Raw genomic sequence first — 18,887 nt, forward strand, 5'->3', positions numbered from 1 at the left:
GTAGGCACAGACACGGCCCCAGACCGGGGATTCTCGGTCTACTCGGATGACTTCACCCCAACAGAGAATGCGCTGTCGCACATCGTGACAGCGCATTCTCGCGTTCGGCCCCTACCGCCGCACCACGTCCAAGGCCGCCCGCTGGATCGACGCAGCGTCGATCCCGTGCAGCGCGTACGCCTCGGACACGGATGACGCCTGGCCGAAGCTGCTCACGCCCAGGTTCACCGTCCGGTCCCCGCGCACCCCGGCGAGGAAAGCCAGCGTGTGCGGGTGCCCGTCGATTACGGTCACTAGAGGTGCCGGGCAGTTGGCGGGGAAGAGCGCCTCGGCGATGGCCGACCTCTCCCCTGCCGCCACCCGGTGCCGGTCCTGCAGCGAGCGGAACACGAGGTCCGGGCTCGTCAGGCACACCACTCCGGCGGTGATGCCGCGAGCGGCGAGCTCCCGTGCTGCGGCAACGACCTCGGTCATCATCGCGCCCACGCCCACGAGCACGACCTCGTCCTCGTAGGCCGGGTGCTCGCTGATCCGGTAGCCGCCGGCCACCGCGTGCTCCCGCCTGCGCGCCAGCAGCACCGGGTCCTCCGGCAACGCCGCGATCGACTGGTCCACCGGCCGGGTCGAGAGCCGGAAGTACGCCGAGTGCCCGCCGGGCTTGCCGATCGACTTCATCGCCTCGAGCATGGTCCACTCGAGGTCCTGCGCGAACGCCGGCTCCCACGCCACGAGCTCCGGGATCTCCATCGTCACCGACGGCGTGTTGAACGACTGGTGCGCCCCGCCCTCCGGCGCGAGCGTCACCCCGGACGGCGTGCCGACCATGATCGACTGCCCTCCGGCGTACATCCCGAACGTCCACGGCTCGAGCGCCCGGTTGATGAACGGGTCGTAGATCGTCGCGATCGGGATGAGCGGCTGACCCCACCGGCTGTAGGTCGCGCCGAGCTCACCGGCGAGGCTGACGAGGTTGACCTCCGCGATGCCGAGCTCGATGTGCTGGCCGCCGGACACCTCTTGCCACTTGAGCACCCGCTCGCGGTCGTCGCTGAACCAGTCGTGCCGGCCGGTGAGCGACCACACGCCGGTCTTGTTGATCCAACCGCCCAGGTTCGTCGACGTCGCGACGTCCGGGCTCAGCGTCACCACGCGCTCGGCCACCTCCGGCACTGCCCGCTTGAGGTCGGACAGGAACCGGCCGAGCGTCGCCTGCGTACTCGTCACCTGCCTGTGGCCCCACTCGAGCTCGTCCGGGATCGCGCCCACGGTCTCCTCAGCGATTGGCTCGCGGTGCAGGCGCTCGGCGGTCGCCGCGCACAGCTCTCCGGCCGAGGTGTCCGCGTCGAAGAGCTGCCAGGGGGATTCGAGCACGGTCCCGGAGATCTCCGCGAGCTCGCGCATCTGCGACTCGGTGAGCTGGGCGGCGTGGTTGTTCGGGTGCCCCTCGGTCGCCAGGCCGCGGCCCTTGATCGTGTAGGCGAAGATCACCGTCGGCCGGGTGTCGTCGATCTGCGCGAAGGTGCCGAGCAGCTGGGAGATGTCGTGCCCGCCCAGGTCGCGGACCACCTCGGCGAGCTCCCGAGGCGTGAGCGACTCGACGAGTGCGCGCAGCCCCGACCCCTCGGCATCCTCGACCCCGGCGAGCACGCGCTCGGCGACCTCGTCCGGGTGCGAGCGCAGGATCCGCTGGTACTCCTCGTTGGGCATGTCGGTCATGCGCTGCTCGAACGCCTGCCCGCCGGCGCCTGCGAACAGACCCTGGATCCGCGCGCCCCACTTGCAGGTGAGCACCTGCCAGTCCGCGGCGGCGAACATCCCCTGCAGGCGCGCGATCTGCACGTCGGGGATGATCCGGTCGAGCGACTGCCGGTTGAGGTCGACGATCCACACCGCCTCCCCGAGCTGACGCACCTCGGGATCGATGATCGCCTCCCACACCGCACCCTCGTCCATCTCCGCGTCGCCGAGCAGCGAGTAGAAGCGGCCGGCCTCCGGCGCCTGCGGGAAGTGCTCCTTGACGTAGCGGTGGCTCAGCGCAGCCCACAGCGGCGCGGTCGCCCCGATGCCCACCGAGCCGGTGGAGAAGTCGACCGTGTCGGGGTCCTTGGCGCGCGAGGGGTACGGCTGCAGCCCGCCCTTGGACCGCAGCGTGGTGAGGTACTTCTCGTCGAGATCGCCCAGCAGGTAGTTGATCGCGTGGAGCACCGGCGAGGCGTGCGGCTTCACCGACACCCGGTCCGCGGCGGTGAGCTCGGAGAACCACAGCGCGGTCATGATGCCCACCATCGAGGCGCTCGAGGACTGGTGCCCGCCGACCTTGACCCCGTCCGGGTTCTCCCGCCCGCGATTGGCCGCGTCGATCATCGCGGTCGCGATCCACAGCACGCGCTGGGCGATCTCGTCGAGCACCGCCTCGTCCGCCGAGGCGGTCGCCGACAGCGGCCTGGAGTTCACGCTCGGCGGGTCGAGCTGGGTGCTCGTCTCGAACTGGTGGCGGTCCTCCGGCTGGGCGTCCGGGGTGCGGACGTCCTGGGACCGGGCGTCCGGGGTCCGGCTGTCGGGGGCGGCGGCATCCTGAGGGGCGGTGGGGTTCGAGCTCATGATTCTCCTGTCGAGCAGGTCGGCGTGCGCGGGCGGTACAGGTGCGCGGGCGGCGCAGGATGGGGCAGCAGTGCGGGGCGGAGCGAGCGACGGGGCGAGCGGCGGTGCAGCCGTCCGATTCCACAGTCTTTCTGGTGCGGGCGGCGGGTTCCATGTCCACTCCAGTGCGGTCCGGGATGCTCCGTGGTCGATCCAGTGCGGAATCGGCAGGCGAACCGCACTGGATCGACCACGGAACCGGGGAGCAGAACCGGGGAGCACCGAACCACTACGGAACCGGAGCCCGCTGGACCACCACGGCCCCGGGGCGGTAGGCACGTGCCCACGGTCTCGGTGCCCACGGCCCCGGCGCCCGGGGTGGTCAGTCGAAGATCGACGAGTACGCGTTGAGGGCGAGCTGCCCGCCCAGGTGCGCGTAGAGGACGTTGGAGTCCTTGCCGATCTCGCCGGACTTCACCAGGTCGATGAGACCGGCCATCGACTTGCCCTCGTACACCGGATCGGTGATGAAGCCCTCGAGGCTCGCGGCGGTGCGGATGGCGTTGACCGTCGACTCGACGGGGATGCCGTAGTAGTCGCCGGCCCAGCCCTCGAGGATGGTGATCTCGTCGTCGCGCAGCTCACGGCCGAGCTCGATGAGCTCCGCGGTGTTCGCCGCGATCCGGCCCACCTGGTCGCGGGTCTTGTCGATCGTAGCGGAGGCGTCGATGCCGATGACATTCCGCTTGCGGCCGCCGGCGTCCTCGAGCGCGGCGAACCCGGCGATCATGCCGGCGTGCGTCGAGCCGGTGACGGTGCACACGACGATGGTGTCGAAGAAGACGCCGAGCTCCTTCTCCTGCTCGGCCACCTCATGGGCCCAGTTCGCGAAGCCCAGGCCGCCGAGCTTGTGCTCCGACGCGCCGGCCGGGATCGGGTACGGGGTGCCGCCGTTGGCACGCACGTCCTCCATCGCCTCCTCCCAGCTCGAGCGGATGCCGATGTCGAAGCCGGCGGAGTCGAGGCGCACATCGGCACCCATGATCCGCGACAGCTCGATGTTGCCGACCTTGTCGTTGACCGGGTCGTCCCAGTCGACCCACCTCTCCTGCACGAGGCGCGCCTTGAGGCCCAGGTGGGCGGCGACGGCCGCGACCTGGCGGGTGTGGTTGGACTGGTAGCCGCCGATCGACACGATGGTGTCCGCGCCGGAGGCGAGCACGTCGGGCACGATGTACTCGAGCTTGCGGGTCTTGTTGCCGCCGAACGCCAGGCCGGAGTTGACGTCCTCGCGCTTGGCCCAGATGCGTGCACCGCCGAGGTGCTTGGTGAGGTTGTCGAGCGGGTGGACGGGGCTGGCCCCGAAGGTCAGGGGATAGCGTTCGAAGTCGGAGAGTGCCACGGGAGCTCCTAAGGGTCGGTGGCGTGATGGTCATCGCGTGGTATGCAATATATTGCACTTCGCGAGGTAGGATGTCAAAAGTCACCCCGCCCACCAGGAGGTCTTCCATGCCGGTCCCCGCCGCTCGGGGCGTCCACCGCCGCACCCTCCTACGCGACGACGTCTACTTCTCCCTGCGCGACGCGATCGTCAGCGGGCGGCTCGCCCCCGGCGAGAAGCTCCGCGACGCCGAGCTCAGCGAGTGGCTGGGCGTGTCCCGCACCCCGATCCGCGAGGCGCTGCTCCGGCTCGAGCGCTCCGGCCTCGTCATCGCCGAGCCCGGCCGGCTCACCATGGTCTCCCCCGTCACCGACGAGGCGGTGGCCCACGCCCAGCAGATCGCCGCCGAGCTCCACGCCCTCGCCGTCCGCCTGGCCGTCCCCCTCATGACCGAGCACCACATCAACACCATGGCCGAGGCGAACGCCTCTCTCGACACCGCACTCGCCTCGGGGGACGCCGAGGCGGCCGTCCGGGCCGACGATGCGTTCCACGCCGTGGCCGTCGAGCTGTGCGGGAACCCGCTCGTCGCCGAGCACCTCGAACCGGTGACCGCGATGCTGCGCCGGGCGGAGTACCTGCGGTTCGGGGACGTGCGCGCGATCGACTCCGCGGCCGACCACGCCGCGATCATCGACGCCTGCGCCGCCGGTGATGCGGACAGGGCCGCCGAGCTCACGCGCCGCAACTGGTCGACGCTGGCGATCCGGAGCGAGGGCGCGGCTGCGGATCAGCCCGCCTGAGCCGAGGACCGGAACTCCTGCTGGGCCGAGGTCAGCGCTCGCGAGCCGGAGGTCAGCGTGCGTCCGCCGGGGGCATGTCGTAAGTGATCCAGTCGGTGCGCGCGGCAACCTGATCGTAGAGCCCGCGGGCGCGATAGTTGTCGTCGCGGGTGATCCAGCGGGTCAGCGTCCAGCCGCGGTCCGCGGCGACCCGGGCGAGCCCCGCGAGCAGCAGGCGCGCAGCACCCGATCCCCGGTGCTCCGGGTCGACGAACAGATCATCGAGGTACATGCCGGTCGACGCGGACAGCGGCCGGGCGAACGGCCGGAAATGGGCGAGCCCGACGAGCATCCCGTCGGACGCCTCGGCGACGAGGCCCTGCGAGGTGTGGGCGTCGTCGAGCAGCCACGCCAGCACGGTGTCACGCATCTCCGCAGTCTGCTCGACCCGGTAGAACTCCGCGTAGCCCGTGTAGAGGCGGTGCCACTGGGCGGCATCGTCCCGGGTGACGGGGCGGATGGTGATGTCGGTGCCGGCCATGGGTCCTCCTCGGTCCTGCGGGTCCGTTGGAGCGACCGTAGCACCGGCCCGCGGCTCAGCCGATCGCGGCGAGCTTGTCCTGCACCTGGGCGCGCGAGGGGTTGGTGAGCGTGGTGCCGTCGGAGAACAGCAGGGTCGGGACGGTCTGGTTGCCGCCGTTGGCCTGCTCGACGACGGCCGCGCCGTTGTCGATGGTCTCGATGTTGACCTCGGTGACGGGGATCTCCGCCTGGTCGAGCTGCGGGCGCAGGCGCTTGCAGTAGCCGCACCAGCTCGTGGTGAACATGGTGACGGACCCGGTCTCGGGCAGGAACTCCTCGACGCTGACGCTCATCGTGCCTCCTCGGCAGTCATGCACGGTCTCCGGCCTCCGGTCGGCCGGGCCGTGCGGGTGATGGTGCTCGCCACCCACAACCGCGCACCCCCACGCGCTATTCCCGGGCCCGAGGCGGCACGCACCTCGACACCACCGGCTCCCGACTCCACCGCCTCTCGACACCACCGGCTTTCGACACCGAGCGCCGATACAGGTGTTTCTGCGAAAGACAACTGGATCTCAGCTGTACTCGCCAGTACGCCGAAGATCCGGTTGCCGATTCCGAAAAGACCCGCAATCGCACGGTGCGGGCCCCGCTTCGCCGGCAATGGGGCCGGGGCGGCGCGCACCTCGACACCACCGGCTCTCGACACCGTGCGTCGGCGGCGGCACAATCGGGGCATGAGCGACGCAGCGAAGACCGGCGCGAAGAAGTCCGGCACCTCGAAGTCCGGTGCGAGATCCTCCGGCACAGCGAAGTCGAGCACGCGAACACCCGACGCGGGCGCCTCGGCCTCGGGCCCCGCGACCGGCCCCACCGACGTCGACCCGCGCGCATACATCGATTCCCTCGAGACCCCTCGGCGGCGGGTGCACGGGCACCTGCTGCTCGACATCTACTCCGAGGTCACCGGGGAGCCGCCGGTGATGTGGGGGCCGACGATGATCGGCTACGGGACCTACGACTACACGTACGCGTCCGGCTGGTCGGGCACGTACTTCCGCTCCGGCTTCGCCCCGCGCAAGGCCGCGCTCTCCCTCTACGGGCTGCCGCAGGAAGACGACGCGCCCGAGCTCTGGGCCCGGTTCGGCAAGCACCGGCGCGGTGCCTCCTGCGTCTACGTCAACAAGCCCGAGGACATCGACCTCGACGTGCTGTGCGAGCTCATCCGGATCGGCTGGGAGTCCGACAGCCCGCACTGCTGACCGGATCCGCACTGCGTATCGCGACTCCCATGGTTACAGCTCAGGACGCCCGAGCACCTCGGCGAACGCGACGTTGAGGAAAAGACGCTCTCTCCCGATCTTGTGGTCCACCAGTGTGCCGTTCTCGACAAGAGCATTGAGCCAGCTGGTCGCTGTCGGGCGGGAGACCTCGCACCGTGCGACGACGTCACTGATCCGGCAGTAGACGTTCTCGAACAGGACATCGAGCAGATCGGCGTTGGGACCGGCGGTCGTGACATCGCGGATGCTCTGCATGACCGATCGCTGCGTCTCCTCGATCCCGTCGATCTTCCGCAGTGTTGATCGTGCCGTTTCGCGGAGGCCTCTCAGCATGAAGAGGATCCATTCCTCCCACGCGCCTTCCGTCGTGACCTGCAACAGGAGACGGTAGTAATCATCTTTGTGCTCGATGATGTACCGCGAGAGATAGAGCACGGGGACTTCGAGAAGCCCGGCATGCACGAGGTGGAGCACGTTGAGGATCCTTCCCGTTCGTCCATTGCCGTCGCCGAACGGGTGGATAGCTTCGAATTGGTAGTGCCCGATGGCCATGGCGATGAGCGGATCCAGTTCATCCGATGCATGGATGAAGCGCTCCCAGTTCGACAGCAGATCGCGGATCGTCTGCTCGCCCGTCGGCGACGTATACACGGCCGTACGCGTACGCTGATCCGCGATCATCGTTCCAGCCGTGCACCGGATGGCCATCTCGCGGTCATGGATGATCGTGCAGATCTGCACGGCAGTGTTCGTGGACAGCGGCCTGCTCCTGATGCTCTCCAGACCGGCGAACAAGGCGGTCCGATAGCGCAGCGTCTCCTTGGTCTCCGGGCTGGCCGATTCCGCTTCGCGCTGGACGTTGCGGAACAGATCGTCGCTCGTCGTCACGATGTTCTCGATCTCGGAGCTCGCCTGGGCTTCGAGAATCGACAGCGAGTTGATGAGGATCGACGGATTGGGGATCCTCTGCACGGCTTGGTCCAACGATGCCAACGACGCCCGTGCCTCGATCGTCTCCTTGAGGATCTCCCTGGACTCGACATCTGCGGTCGGAGGAAGCGGCGGCAGATCGTTGTACGGCTTCTGAGGATCCCAGTGCATATGCAAACAATAGTTGCAGATCGCCAGAACGTGTAAAAAAATCACCTGATTCTTTACACGTTCCGCCGATCTGTCATCGGTTTTGACACGTCACATACGGGCACCGACACCGTCGCACTGACCAATCGATCGCCGTCACCAACGGTCGGACCCCCACCCGGGAGTCACTTCAGAGCCCACGTCAGCCGTTCAAGAACAAAGGGCCACGCGATGCGTTCCTGCTCGAGGCGCAGCCCGCCCATCCGATTCACGCCACCAGGTCCGCTGCTGTCAACGCCCTCAGCATCATCCGAGCCGGCAGAGCACGCACGGAGGGATCGGTAGACGTCACGCTCGTCCTCGGTGAGGGTCTGCAGATGCTCGGGTTCGACATCGAGGGGACGCGGTTCGTGCACGACCAGATGCCGAAAGGTATCGAGCGTCCCGCAATCCATGAGCACCGACTCCGCATGACCGACATGCGCGCGGAATCGGTTGAGGATCCCGAAGCCGTGGGAATCGATGTCTCCCCAGTAGTAGACCCGGCATGAGCTCAGCCATGGGAGATCGGCCACCAGGGATGCAGCGTACCCACCCCCGTAGATCGCGATCACCCATCCCATTGACCCGTCGGTCGGCAATGCGATGAAGCTCTCGAGGTTCTCCACCACGAGCACACGCCGATCCTCCGCGCCGAGCCCCGGCAAGGAGAGAGCAGCGGCCTGCGACCACGGGATCTCGAGATCGTCGAGTCCGACGATCCGCAGCTCCGGGTGCAGCAGGCGCAGGCGCACCCGCGACTCCATCGCCGCCAGCCCCAGATCGTCGGCTCCCGTAACCGCTGTGACGAGTCCGGTCACCACGCGCCGATGACGGCCCAACCACTTCGTATCGACCCCGGCGATCGGCAGCTGCCGGACGTACATCCCCGACTCCGGGTGAGCGGTCAGCCATTCGAGGACTCCGAGCAGCCTCATGAAATCGCTCTCCTCAAGTGTGACGAGGTCGCCGAGGAGTGCTCGCACCAGTTGCCGGTCCTCCGTGCTCGGATCCGCCGTCGCCCGCACCGTGCTCAACCAGTCGAGCACACCCGCCGCACGGCTCTGCAGCCGCCGGAACTGTGCGCGACCGCCGACGAACTCCACCGCCGCACCGGTGGAACCGAGCCGCAACCTGGTAGGCAGCTGCTGAGTTCCGAGGCCCGCCCACCGGCGCACGGTGAACTCCACCTCCGGCCTGTCGGGCGGTGACGGTGCTGAGCGGCGATCCCTTCCAGCGATGTGGTTCCAATCCGCGATCCACGCGGATACCCCGGGCAGATCGGCGAGGGCGGCCGCCTCGGTGGGAGGACGCAGGCCGACCGTGATCGGGGAGAACTCGAGGCCGACTGCCCACGCGCGCTGATGCGCGGTGACAGCGCGCCGAACGCGCGCCCGCGCCTCGGCAACGGTGAGAGGCGTTGTCGGCGCCGACGACTCCCGCGTGCTCATGCGTCGTCCCAGGTCGTCCGGCTCAGCTGGGAATCGCGGCGATCACTGTTCCGCACCAGGGTGATGCCGCCCACATAGTCCTCGAGAGTCTGCAGGAGCTTCTTCGGAGTCACGAGGATCATGTGGAACCCGAAAGCGACGAAGATGTCCATCGCCATCCGCGCGAAGTCCTGGTCCGCCCGATCGAAGGCCTCGTCGAGGAACACGGTGCCGAACCGAGGGACGTCCTCGGCTCCGTCGGTGAGCTGATACCGCAGCGCGGCGGCGAGGCAGAACACGACGAGCTTCTGCCGCTGTCCTCCGGACAGTCCGGCGGCCGACTCGTACACGCTCACCACCTCGCCTTCCGCGTCCTGATCGACCCCGACGAAGCTCACGTGCCTGCGGGTGTCCAGGCACGCGCGCCTCCAGCGGAGGTCGGCGGGCTCCGACGACTGCAGCCGGGTGATGATCTCTTCCATCACGGCGAACTTCCTCTCCGCCTCAGCCGGTTCGATGTCCGACAGTCCGCCGGAGGTGACGGTCTGCAGTTTCTGCATGAGTTCCCGGACATCGGCGTTGAATCGGGTCTTGACCCGGATCTGGAGGTATCGGCCCACATCGAACTGGGATCGCAGGAGCGAGGTGTTCACCGGATCGACCCGTGCACGAATCTCTTGTGCGGCGTTGCGGAGCATGGTGTTGAGCTTGCCCATGTTCTGCGTCGACTGCTTGCGCAGCATCTGGGCGAACCGATCCTCGAATTCCGGCAGACCGTCGGACTTCAGCCGTGATCGCAGTTCGCGGTAGCCCACGCGATCGTCCACCGAGCCGGTGAGGTCGGCGCTCACGCCCGGCCACGTCCTCCTGAACTCGCCGGCTGCGGCCGTGAACCCGGCCTCCGCCTCGGTGCGCGCCCGGTCAGCAGTCTTCTCCTCCCGCTGGAGTTCGATGGAGAGGTTCTTCGAGAGCCGCACCAGATCGAAGTACTCGATGTGCCGCTTGGCCGCTCGAATGCGCCTGCGAATGACGTCTCGCTGCCCGGATGCCACCACCGGCGCCGGGACTTCGCCCGTAGACGTGTCTTCGGCGACGACTTGTCCTTCCACGGTCCTTCTCAGGTCGGCACGCGCGTCGTCCAAGGCCCGGGTGACGGCTTTGAGCTCCTGCCCGATCCGGGCGTGCTCGCGGTCGGCGTCCCGGCACCGCACCCGAGCTGCGGTCAGGGACTTCTCGGCCGCGTCGAGATCACGCCGGGCAGCCGCCAGCCCGGCGCTCGCCGCAGTGAGAGTCTCGATCCGGTGCTCCACCGCGGAGATCGCTGCGGACGCTGCGGTGATATCGAGGTCCACCCAGTCGGTGTCGGCGAGATCGACGATGAGTCGTCGGCGCTCCTGAGCCTGCGCGTGTCGGCGCATGGCCTGTTCGAGCTCCTTGTCCGCGTTCGCGATCTGTCGGTCGATGTGCTCGAGCTGTTCGAGGAGACGAACGACCTTGTCCTCGGCGCTGAAACCCATCACCCAGGTGCTCGGATCATCGACCCGCCAACGGTCGTCCTTCTCGAATCGGCCGGGTCCGCGTTTGACCTGACCGGCGCGGGTGAGACCGCGATCGACGCCGGTCAGCTCCGCAGTGCTGCCCACACACGAATAGTCGTATCGACGGGCGAGCTCGGTCCGCAGCCAGGCGGCCTTGGGCGACCAGTCCTTGAGGTCGACCCGATAGACGAGTGAGCGGTCATCGGCGAGCGCCCGCGGGGCGGGCACCTCGGCGGGAACGGATTCGACGACCACCCGGGTGCCGAAATGGTGCTCATCGAGGGCGCGCGTGACCTCGGGCAGATGCCGGTCCTCGACGAGGATCGTGCGTGACAGAGGCCGCAGCACCCGTTCGATGGCCCCGGTCCATTCGGTGTGCTCGGGGCGGACCTCCATGAGTTCCCCGGCGAATGGCAGTGCGGACTCGTTGAGGCCGGTGGAGCGCGCGATCAGTGTCCGCGCGGCGAGCAGTCGGCGGTCGAGATTGGACTGCTGCCTGCGGGCGGCGTCCCGGTCCGCTTCGAGGCCGGACCGCGACTGCCGCAGGTCCCGGAGCCGGTCATGGGCGGCGAGCTTGGCGTTGTCGAGTCGTTCGAGCAGGTCCGTATCTGCGGCTTCCTTCTGCCCGGTCCGCTGCAGTTCGGCGAACTCCTCCCACGAATCCGGCAGCGATTCGATGCCCACCGTGCGGATCCGGGCAGCCAGGCGCTCTCGGGTGCGCGTGATCCGCTCGTGCTCCCGCCGCGCATGGGTGAGCAGCGCCTGCTGGTTCTCGAGCTCGGCACCACCGGATTCGAGCAGGCGGCTGTGCACGGCGTCCCGATCCCGCTGCGCTTCGGTGAGCGCAGTCGACGCCTGTCTCTGCTCGCCCTCGGCCCGTGCGTTCGACGCCTGAGCCCGGTCGAGCTCCTTCTCCGCGAGCTCGATGATCCATTCGTTCGTCACCGGATCGAGTGCTTCTGCGAGTGCTCGGACCCGAGCGCTGTCGCCACTCGCCGTCTCCCACCGGTCGAGGAGTTCAGCGATCGTGTCGAGGACGTCCAGCTGGCGGCGGGCCTCGACCACACTGCGGTGCGCCTGTGACAGTTCCGAGAACTGTTCGACCGCCATATCCGCAGTGGCGAAGGTCTTCGGTTCGTCGAGCATGTACTCACGGAACAGAGCATCGAGGCTGCCGAGGTTCTTCGCCGCCATCGTCCGGTGGAGCAGCAGGATCGCCGAATCCGACACGATGCCGAGGAAGCGCTGGAACCGCTGCTGGAAGACGGAGTGCTTCTCCGTGATCGTCGCCTGCGGATATTCCTTCTTCAGGCCGCGGATGTCGACGGCTTCGGAGACGAATGCTCCGAGTTTCGCGAGGTCGAGGTCCTCCCGCGCGAGCACGCAGATCTCCTTGACGTCGCCGGAGGACATCTGTCCGCGGTTGAGCTTGAACAGCTTGACGAGCACTACCGGATCCTGCCCGTCAGCCGTGTCGAAGCGCAGGCGCACTCCCGACCAGCAGGCTCCCGCGCGAAGGAAGTCACTGCGCACCTCGTCGGCGTCCTCGGCATCGGTCGATCGCCACGCACCGCGGATGTAGCTCACCAGGCTGCGATCACTTGCACGGACCGATTGGTCCTGTGCTGCGGCGTTGTACCGCACCTTCGAGCGCGGAGTGAGTACCGTGGTCACCGCATCGAGCAGCGAGGACTTGCCGGTCCCGGAATCCCCGGTGATCACCAGACCGGTCCTCGGCACGTCGATGACGTGATGACCGTTGAAGGTCCCCCAGTTGACCACATCGATCCGCGACAGGCGCCATTGCCCGGAGACATCGGGTGAGGCGGCTGCGGCAGGCAGCGTGCCGGATCGGAGGAACGGTGCATCGACCGTCCCGGAGGCCGCAGTCTGCTCGGTCGACACCAGGTCCTCACCGGCGGGAGTCTCGACGTCGAACAGAGTCGCCGGCGATTCAGCGGGTCGGTTCATTCGTCGTCCTCCATCGCGTCCATGACTTCATCCCGGTCTTCCCGTGCGTGAGCGGCATTCGTCCCGACCTCGGCGAGCCGCCGCTCGTACTCCTCACGCACCGCACGGATCTCGTCCGGTCCGAAGATCAACCGCAGGACCGGCGAGATCTCGAACCGGTCCTCCGTCGCGGTGTCGGCGAGCAGACCGTACTTGTGCATTTTGGTCCACGAGGCGTTGAAGCGCTTCGCGAAGCCCACCTCGTCGAGTCCGTATGCGCTGCCGTACACCCGGAGTGCATCGCGCGACTCGTCGACACCGACGATCACGCGCTCGGACCGGTCCGCTCTAAGCAGCTCGTGCCGCAGATGGAGCAGCAGAGCGGTATCGAGGAAGGTCAAGCTGTGCGTACGGACCACGGCCGGGACCTGCTCGTCGGGTACCTCCGCATTGCGCACGAACGCGAGGCGCGAATCGGTATCCACGACGAGCTCGAGGAACATGTCGGACAACCGGGCTCGCAACGCTGCCTCGTCCCCGAGCACGGATCGCCACAGCTGCGGGTGACTGCGACCGGAGACGTACGGGCCTTTGATCAAGGCCACGAGCGCCCGCCGCGTATCGAGAGCGAGCACTCCTGTATCGGTCGCCCAGAGCGGCCGTCGGGACTCGCCCTTCTCCGCACCGAGCCCGGCCGTCGTCGATTCCTTCGCGTGGGCACCTGTTCCATCGTTCATGCGCCACCCCTCCTCTGCTGCGCCCGTCGGCGCCGACGCCCGCCGGGAACGTCCTCGGTGAAGCGGAATCGGTCGAGCTGGGCTCGCCGTGAACGCCCTGTCATCGACGACCAGGTGACCGACTCACCTCCGGCTTCCCGGATCCCGTGCCCGACTCCGAGATCGAGGAGCCCGACGACGCTCGCCACACCCTGGGTGGCCGGGTGGCGGCGGAGCACCTCGGCGATGGTGACGCCATCCGTCCGAGGCGCCCCTTCGCCTGCCTCACGGTTCCGGCCCTCGAGCTCCCCGCAGCGCGCGGCCTCCAAGGTCTCGTTGATGTTCTCGACGAGTTCGCCGATATCGATCTCGGTCAGCCGGGCCATCTCTCGCAGCGCCTCGATGTCGACCGTGCCTGTCGCCCGCATCTCCACGGGCTCGATCACTCGGGCGTCGGCGGGGTTGTGGAGCCGAAAGCTCGTCACCGAATCGATCCTGACCGAGGTACGACCCAATTCGACGTCGAGCTGCCTGTAAGGAGGTATCTCAACCGCGAGACGGAGAGCGAGCGCGCGGGCGGCGTGGATCTCAGTGTTCACTGCCCGGTCCTCGCGGAACTCCTCGGACTGGACGAACCGTCGCAGGGATCGGGTCAGACCTGTCATCACATCGCCGACCTCTGCGGAACGGTCCTGGAGCATCGGCGTCAGACGACGAAGGAACCTGGTGTCGGCCCGATCGAGCGCACGGACGAAAGCGCGGTCGAGGAGCGCAGCGATGTTCGCTTCGAACTCGGACCCGGACTCGTGTTCGAGAATGAGTGCGTAGAACCCATCGAAGCTCCGTCCGGCCTCGGAATCCGCGAGGTGATCGACTCCGCGGAACACGTCGTCAAGGACGCGCGATCGCGCGCCGGTGTTCTCGATGAGCTGGGCCCTCAGCCCGCGGTTGATCTCCTCGAGCGCGGAGCGCACGCGGGCGAAGTCGCTCGGCAGCTCTTCGGCGAGCGCGATCAGGTCCTCAACCGCTTCCCGCGCCCGCTCAGGATCGAGTCCGGTGTCCTCACCTGCGCGGACGGCGGCGACGCGGGCGTCCAACCGATCGCGTTCGGCGTGGAGCGCGGTGAGCCGCGTCTCGACATCAGGGTCGGTGTCGCGGACGAGGACACGCAGCCGCTCCTGGATGTTCGACAGCCGCGACTGCGTCACGGTGGTGCGGTTGGAGTCGAGTCGTTCGATGAACTGGAGCGCTGTCAGCCCTGAGGGCGAGAGTTCGAAGGTCTCGTCCCTCGTGGACTCCGCGCTGCGGCGGATGAGGATGCCGTTCTTCCGCCATTCGGCGCAGTAGTGCTGAGCCGTGCCCGGGATCTCGTGCCCGTGCGATCGCAGGAGTTCGAGGTCCGCATCGATCCGCTCGAAGAGCGCGGAGGCGGGCAGTCGCCGATCCGGGCCGGCGAGATGCACTCGCAGCACTGCAGCGGCGAACCACACGTTGTCGCCGCGCAGGAATGCCCAGGCGGCGTCGTCCTCGAGCAGCCGCCGGTGCGCCAGAGCCTGGGTCAGCACATCCATTCCCTCAGCCTATGGGGTGGCACGGACACCGACGCCACCGCGGCTGCCCTCACACCCCCACAACGCCCGAGGCGGGCCCTGGTCGGAGACCATGACCCGCCTCGTCAGCGGTGCCGGGCCGGCGGCGCTGACCGAACAGCGCACGACCAGCGGTGTCGGAACACCGGTGCCGGTGCGGCGGTGTCGGAACACCGGTGCGGTGATCAGCTCACCGGTTCACACCCGGACACCGTCACACCCGGTCGTCGGTGACGTCGACGCCGCGGTCCTTCTGCGCCTTGCGGAAGCCGGCGCGGATCCGCTTGCGCTTCTCCCGCACGCCGGCGCGGCGCTTCTTCTCCGAGGCCACCTGCTCCTCGGTGGGCTGGTGATCGCGCAGCCCGACCTGGAGGTCCTCCGGGATCTCCTCGAGGGTGCCGGAGGCAGCCTGGTGCTTGTGCCGCAGGATCTCCAGGCGGAGGACCTTGGCGAGGAAGTAGATGCCGAGCAGGTTCGGCACGCTCATGAGGAAGAACATCGCATCGGAGAACGCCACGACGCTGTCGAGCGAGATCGAGGCACCGACGACGACTGCGATGACCCACACGACCTGGAAGCCCTTCTGGGCGAAGAACGACTCCTTGGTGAGGAAGCCGATCGCCTTCTGGCCGTAGTAGGCGTAGGACAGGATCGTCGAGAACCCGAACAGCATCACACAGATGGTGAGGATGTAGGGGAACCAGTCGGTGACCGTGCCGAAGGCCTGCGCGGTGAGGTTGACGCCGGCCTCGGTGGAGCCGTCGCCGGCGTCCGCGTCGTAGAGGCCGGTGGTGATGATCGCGAGCGCGGTCAGCGTACAGATGATGACGGAGTCGATGAGCGGCTCCCACATCGCGGTGAAGCCCTCGGTCGCCGGACGCGAGGTCTTCACGGCCGAGTGCGCCATACCGGCCGAGCCGACACCGGCGGCGTTCGAGAACAGCGCACGCTGGATGCCGACGATCGCCACGCCTATGATGCCGCCGGCGATCCCCTCACCGGTGAACGCGCCCTGGAACATGAGGACGAAGGCGTTGGGGATCGCGGTGAAGTTCAGCAGGAGGATGATGACGACCGACACGAAGTACAGGATCGCCATGAGCGGGGTGATCGCGGAGGTCCAGCGGGCGATCGAGGTGATGCCGCCGAGGATCACGATGCCGGCGAGCACGGCCATGATGAGGCCGATGAGCCACAGCTTGTCGGCGAAGAAGCTGGCCTCGCCGCCGGTGGAGTTCACGAGGATGGCCGCGGACTGGTTGGCCTGGAACAGGTTGCCGGCACCGAACACGCCCACCACGGTGGCGATCGCGTAGAAGTAGGCGAGGAACTTGCCCAGCTTGGGACGGCCGATGTCCTTGAAGCCGTCGCGCAGGTAGTACATCGGCCCGCCCGAGGTGGTGCCGTCGGGCATGATCGTCCGGTACTTCACGCCGAGCGTCGCCTCGGCCATCTTCACGGTCATCGCGAAGAAGCCGAAGATGATGATCCACAGGGCCGCGCCGGGTCCGCCGATGGTGATCGCGACCGCGACACCGGCGATGTTGCCCAGTCCCACGGTGCCGGAGAGCTCGGTGGCGAGCGCCTGGAACGAGGAGACCTCACCCGGGTCGGTCTTCCGGGTGAGCTTTCCCCGGATCACTTTCACGGAGTGCGCGAGCCCGGTGATCGGCTGGAAGCGCAGGTAGACGGTGAGGAACACCGCGGCCGCCATGAGCCACACGACGATGAGGGGGAGCTCGGTGCCGGCGACCGGCACTCCGAAAAAGACGATGGCGGACAGCACATCGGCGATCGGAGCGAACGCGTTCTCGACGGCCTGGTCGATGCCGGAGGCGGTCAGCGTCGTCTGCGCTGCGGAGAGTGTGACATCTGAGGACGGTGGAAAGGCATGGACGAGTGCGGATTCAGGATTCATAGTCGCGTGGCGCGGCAGTAGCTTTACGTCCGGATGGTCGGTCCGGTTTCGGCACCGTCAACGAACCTTAGCAAGCAGGCTCTGCCCAGGCCTAACACAGGCGGTGCACATGAGCCTGCGGTAGTGGCCCTGACCTGGGGCCGAGCACCGCGGAATCGGCACCGTGCACCCCACCGGATCCCGGTTCAGCACGCTCAGTCCTCGGGCGGGCACCCCAGGGTCGAGGCGAGCGCCGCGCGCAGCGTCGGGTGCCGGAACGTGTAGTCCGCCCCGGTGAGCGCCTCGGGCACGACCCGCTGGTCGGCGAGCGCGAGCTCGCGGGCCGCCTGCGGGCCGAGCAGCAGCGTGGGAGCGAGCGGCGGCACCGGCAGCGCCGAGGGCATCGACAGCAGGTCGCCGAGCGTCTGCGCGAACTCCCGCTGCCGGACCGGCTCGGGTGCCACGGCGTTGACGGGACCGGACAGGGAGTCGTCGAGCGCGGCGCGGGCGTAGATCTGGGCGATGTCGTCGAGCGACACCCACGACAGCCACTGGTCGCCGGCTCCCAGCCGACCGCCGAGGCCGGTGAGGTAGAGGGGCAGCTGGAGGCGCAGCGGCCCTCCGAGCGTGGTGAGGACGACCCCGGTGCGGATCGACACCCGGCGCACGCCGAGCTCCTCGGCCCGGGCCGCCTCGGTCTCCCACCGACGGCACACCTCGGCGAGGAAGCCGTCGCCGGAGTCGGCGGATTCGGGGAGCCGCTCGTCGCCGCGCTCCGCGCCGTAGTACCCCACGGCCGAGGCGCACACGAAGGTGTCCGGGCGGTCGGCGGGGTCGAGCTGCTCCATGGTGAGGACGAGGAGGCGCGTGCTGTCGAGGCGGGAGGACAGGATGCGCTCGCGCGCAGGCTCCGTGAAGCGGGTGCCGATGCTCGCCCCGCTCAGGCAGATGACGACATCGGCCCAGGCGAGCGCCCGGGCGTCGAGCAGGCCGAGGCCGGGGTTCCAGCGCACCTCGTCCTCGCGCCACGGGGTGGTGCGGACGAGGCGGCGCACCTCGTGCCCGGCGGTGGACAGGAGGGCGGCGACCTGCCGGCCGAGCAGGCCCGAGGCGCCGGCGATGAGGATGCGCTGCGGGGCGCCCCCGGTGCGGCGGGTGAGGTCGGCCTGGAAATCGAGGTCGCCGAGCAGCCGGCGGGTGCGGGCCTCGAAGGTGTTCGTCAGCACCGTGTCCATGGCGAGGGTGTCGAAGCCCTCGGACAGGCGGCCGCTGGACGGGGCGAGGTGGTAGTCGATCCGGTCGTCGATGCGGCAGGCGGCGGGATCCGCGGCTGCGGTGAACCGGTGGGTGTGCGTCCAGGAGTGCAGCGGGCCGGTCGTCATCCGGTCGATGAAGGAGAAGGGCTCCGGGCCCGCCGCGTGCTCGCATACGAAGGGCACGCGGACCACCCCGCGGGTGCCCGGGACGGAGGTCTTCATCCGGGCGCGGGTGCCCGGGGCGAGCGGGGGATGCGACTCCTCGACGACCGCCTGCGCCCATTCCGGGCTGAGTCGGGTGAGCGCGCCCGGGCGCATGTGCCAGGAGAAGACGGTGTCGAGGGAGTAGGGCACCTCGGCCGTGTGCGTGAAGACTGCCATGTCCCCATCGTGCCAGCCCGCCTACCGTCCACCGGACATGCCGCGCGGGGCTGCGCGGGTACTGCGCCGGGACAGCGGAAGCCATGAGGACATGACGAAGGCCCCGGACCGTAGGATCCGGGGCCCTCGACAACTGTGCGCGAGGGGGGACTTGAACCCCCACGACCTTTCGATCACTGGCACCTGAAGCCAGCGCGTCTACCAATTCCGCCACTCGCGCGAGCGACAGTAGGAAACTCTAACATCACCGCCGTTCCGCGCCAAAACCCGATTCCGGGCCGTCGGAACCGGGTTCCGGGTCGTCCGAGCGCTCTCGGATCCCGCGCTGCGCACGACCTCCGCACCTGGTCCGCCCGGGCCGCGCGCCGCCCGACTGCGCGGTATCCGGAACCGAGCGCGCAATTGCGCGTCGATCGTCGGATACCGCGCAGTTCGGCAGCGGGCCCCGGCACGCACCCGGCAC

Annotated in this window: 13 protein-coding genes and 1 tRNA gene; 2 read left to right on the forward strand and 12 right to left on the reverse strand. The window is 68.4% G+C overall.

The genetic code is table 11. The annotated features are described in order from the left end of the window. Positions 1–111: 111 nt before the first annotated feature. Together MTQ12_RS10495 and MTQ12_RS10500 are read right to left on the reverse strand one after the other, a co-directional pair. On the reverse strand, positions 112–2,601 hold the full coding sequence (locus MTQ12_RS10495; RefSeq protein WP_247618577.1) for a pyruvate dehydrogenase: 2,490 nt from the start codon (positions 2,599–2,601) through the stop codon (positions 112–114). Between the two features lie 361 nt (positions 2,602–2,962). Continuing rightward, positions 2,963–3,982, reverse strand: coding sequence for a 1-aminocyclopropane-1-carboxylate deaminase (locus MTQ12_RS10500; protein ID WP_247618578.1), 1,020 nt, complete (start codon positions 3,980–3,982; stop codon positions 2,963–2,965). A gap of 107 nt (positions 3,983–4,089) precedes the next feature. Between MTQ12_RS10500 and MTQ12_RS10505 the strand changes: the two genes are divergently transcribed. Then, positions 4,090–4,764, forward strand: a complete 675-nt coding sequence (locus tag MTQ12_RS10505) for a GntR family transcriptional regulator (protein ID WP_247618579.1) — start codon at positions 4,090–4,092, stop codon at positions 4,762–4,764. A gap of 52 nt (positions 4,765–4,816) precedes the next feature. Here the strand turns inward: MTQ12_RS10505 and MTQ12_RS10510 are convergent, their stop codons facing one another. Both MTQ12_RS10510 and MTQ12_RS10515 read right to left on the reverse strand, forming a co-directional pair. Beyond that, complete coding sequence (locus MTQ12_RS10510) at positions 4,817–5,284, reverse strand: GNAT family N-acetyltransferase (RefSeq protein WP_247618580.1); 468 nt, start codon at positions 5,282–5,284, stop codon at positions 4,817–4,819. Between the two features lie 55 nt (positions 5,285–5,339). Next, positions 5,340–5,618 carry a glutaredoxin domain-containing protein gene (locus MTQ12_RS10515; protein ID WP_137318450.1) on the reverse strand — a complete coding sequence of 93 codons (279 nt, stop codon included), beginning with the start codon at positions 5,616–5,618 and terminating at the stop codon, positions 5,340–5,342. Between the two features lie 384 nt (positions 5,619–6,002). Between MTQ12_RS10515 and MTQ12_RS10520 the strand changes: the two genes are divergently transcribed. Beyond that, on the forward strand, positions 6,003–6,527 hold the full coding sequence (locus tag MTQ12_RS10520; RefSeq protein WP_247618581.1) for a DUF1801 domain-containing protein: 525 nt from the start codon (positions 6,003–6,005) through the stop codon (positions 6,525–6,527). 33 nt (positions 6,528–6,560) lie between these two features. Here the strand turns inward: MTQ12_RS10520 and MTQ12_RS10525 are convergent, their stop codons facing one another. The 8 genes from MTQ12_RS10525 to MTQ12_RS10560 all read right to left on the reverse strand — a co-directional run bounded on the left by MTQ12_RS10525 (position 6,561) and on the right by MTQ12_RS10560 (position 18,644). Then, positions 6,561–7,649 (reverse strand): Fic family protein, encoded by a 1,089-nt coding sequence (locus MTQ12_RS10525; RefSeq protein WP_247618582.1) that lies wholly within the window; start codon positions 7,647–7,649, stop codon positions 6,561–6,563. A 164-nt stretch (positions 7,650–7,813) separates the two neighbouring features. After that, positions 7,814–9,118 (reverse strand): Wadjet anti-phage system protein JetD domain-containing protein, encoded by a 1,305-nt coding sequence (locus MTQ12_RS10530; protein ID WP_247618583.1) that lies wholly within the window; start codon positions 9,116–9,118, stop codon positions 7,814–7,816. Next, on the reverse strand, positions 9,115–12,606 hold the full coding sequence (locus MTQ12_RS10535) for an SbcC/MukB-like Walker B domain-containing protein (RefSeq protein WP_247618584.1): 3,492 nt from the start codon (positions 12,604–12,606) through the stop codon (positions 9,115–9,117). The genes MTQ12_RS10530 and MTQ12_RS10535 overlap by 4 nt, the downstream gene beginning before the upstream one ends. Further along, entirely contained in the window at positions 12,603–13,322 is a 720-nt protein-coding gene (locus MTQ12_RS10540; protein ID WP_247618585.1) for a DUF4194 domain-containing protein, read from the reverse strand. Before MTQ12_RS10540 ends, MTQ12_RS10535 begins: the two co-directional genes overlap by 4 nt. Then, a complete protein-coding gene (locus MTQ12_RS10545) occupies positions 13,319–14,872 on the reverse strand; it encodes a DUF3375 domain-containing protein (RefSeq protein WP_247618586.1) in 1,554 nt (517 codons plus the stop codon). The genes MTQ12_RS10540 and MTQ12_RS10545 overlap by 4 nt, the downstream gene beginning before the upstream one ends. A 232-nt stretch (positions 14,873–15,104) precedes the next feature. Beyond that, the gene (locus tag MTQ12_RS10550) at positions 15,105–16,808 is read right to left on the reverse strand and encodes an amino acid carrier protein (protein ID WP_247618587.1); all 1,704 of its coding nucleotides are present in this window, start codon (positions 16,806–16,808) and stop codon (positions 15,105–15,107) included. 194 nt (positions 16,809–17,002) lie between these two features. Next, entirely contained in the window at positions 17,003–18,424 is a 1,422-nt protein-coding gene (locus MTQ12_RS10555; RefSeq protein WP_247618588.1) for a TIGR01777 family oxidoreductase, read from the reverse strand. Between the two features lie 136 nt (positions 18,425–18,560). Next, positions 18,561–18,644: transfer RNA gene (locus MTQ12_RS10560), tRNA-Leu, on the reverse strand. Positions 18,645–18,887 lie beyond the last annotated feature (243 nt).

This window comes from Brevibacterium sp. R8603A2 (assembly GCF_023072605.1).
Taxonomy (GTDB): domain Bacteria; phylum Actinomycetota; class Actinomycetes; order Actinomycetales; family Brevibacteriaceae; genus Brevibacterium; species Brevibacterium pityocampae.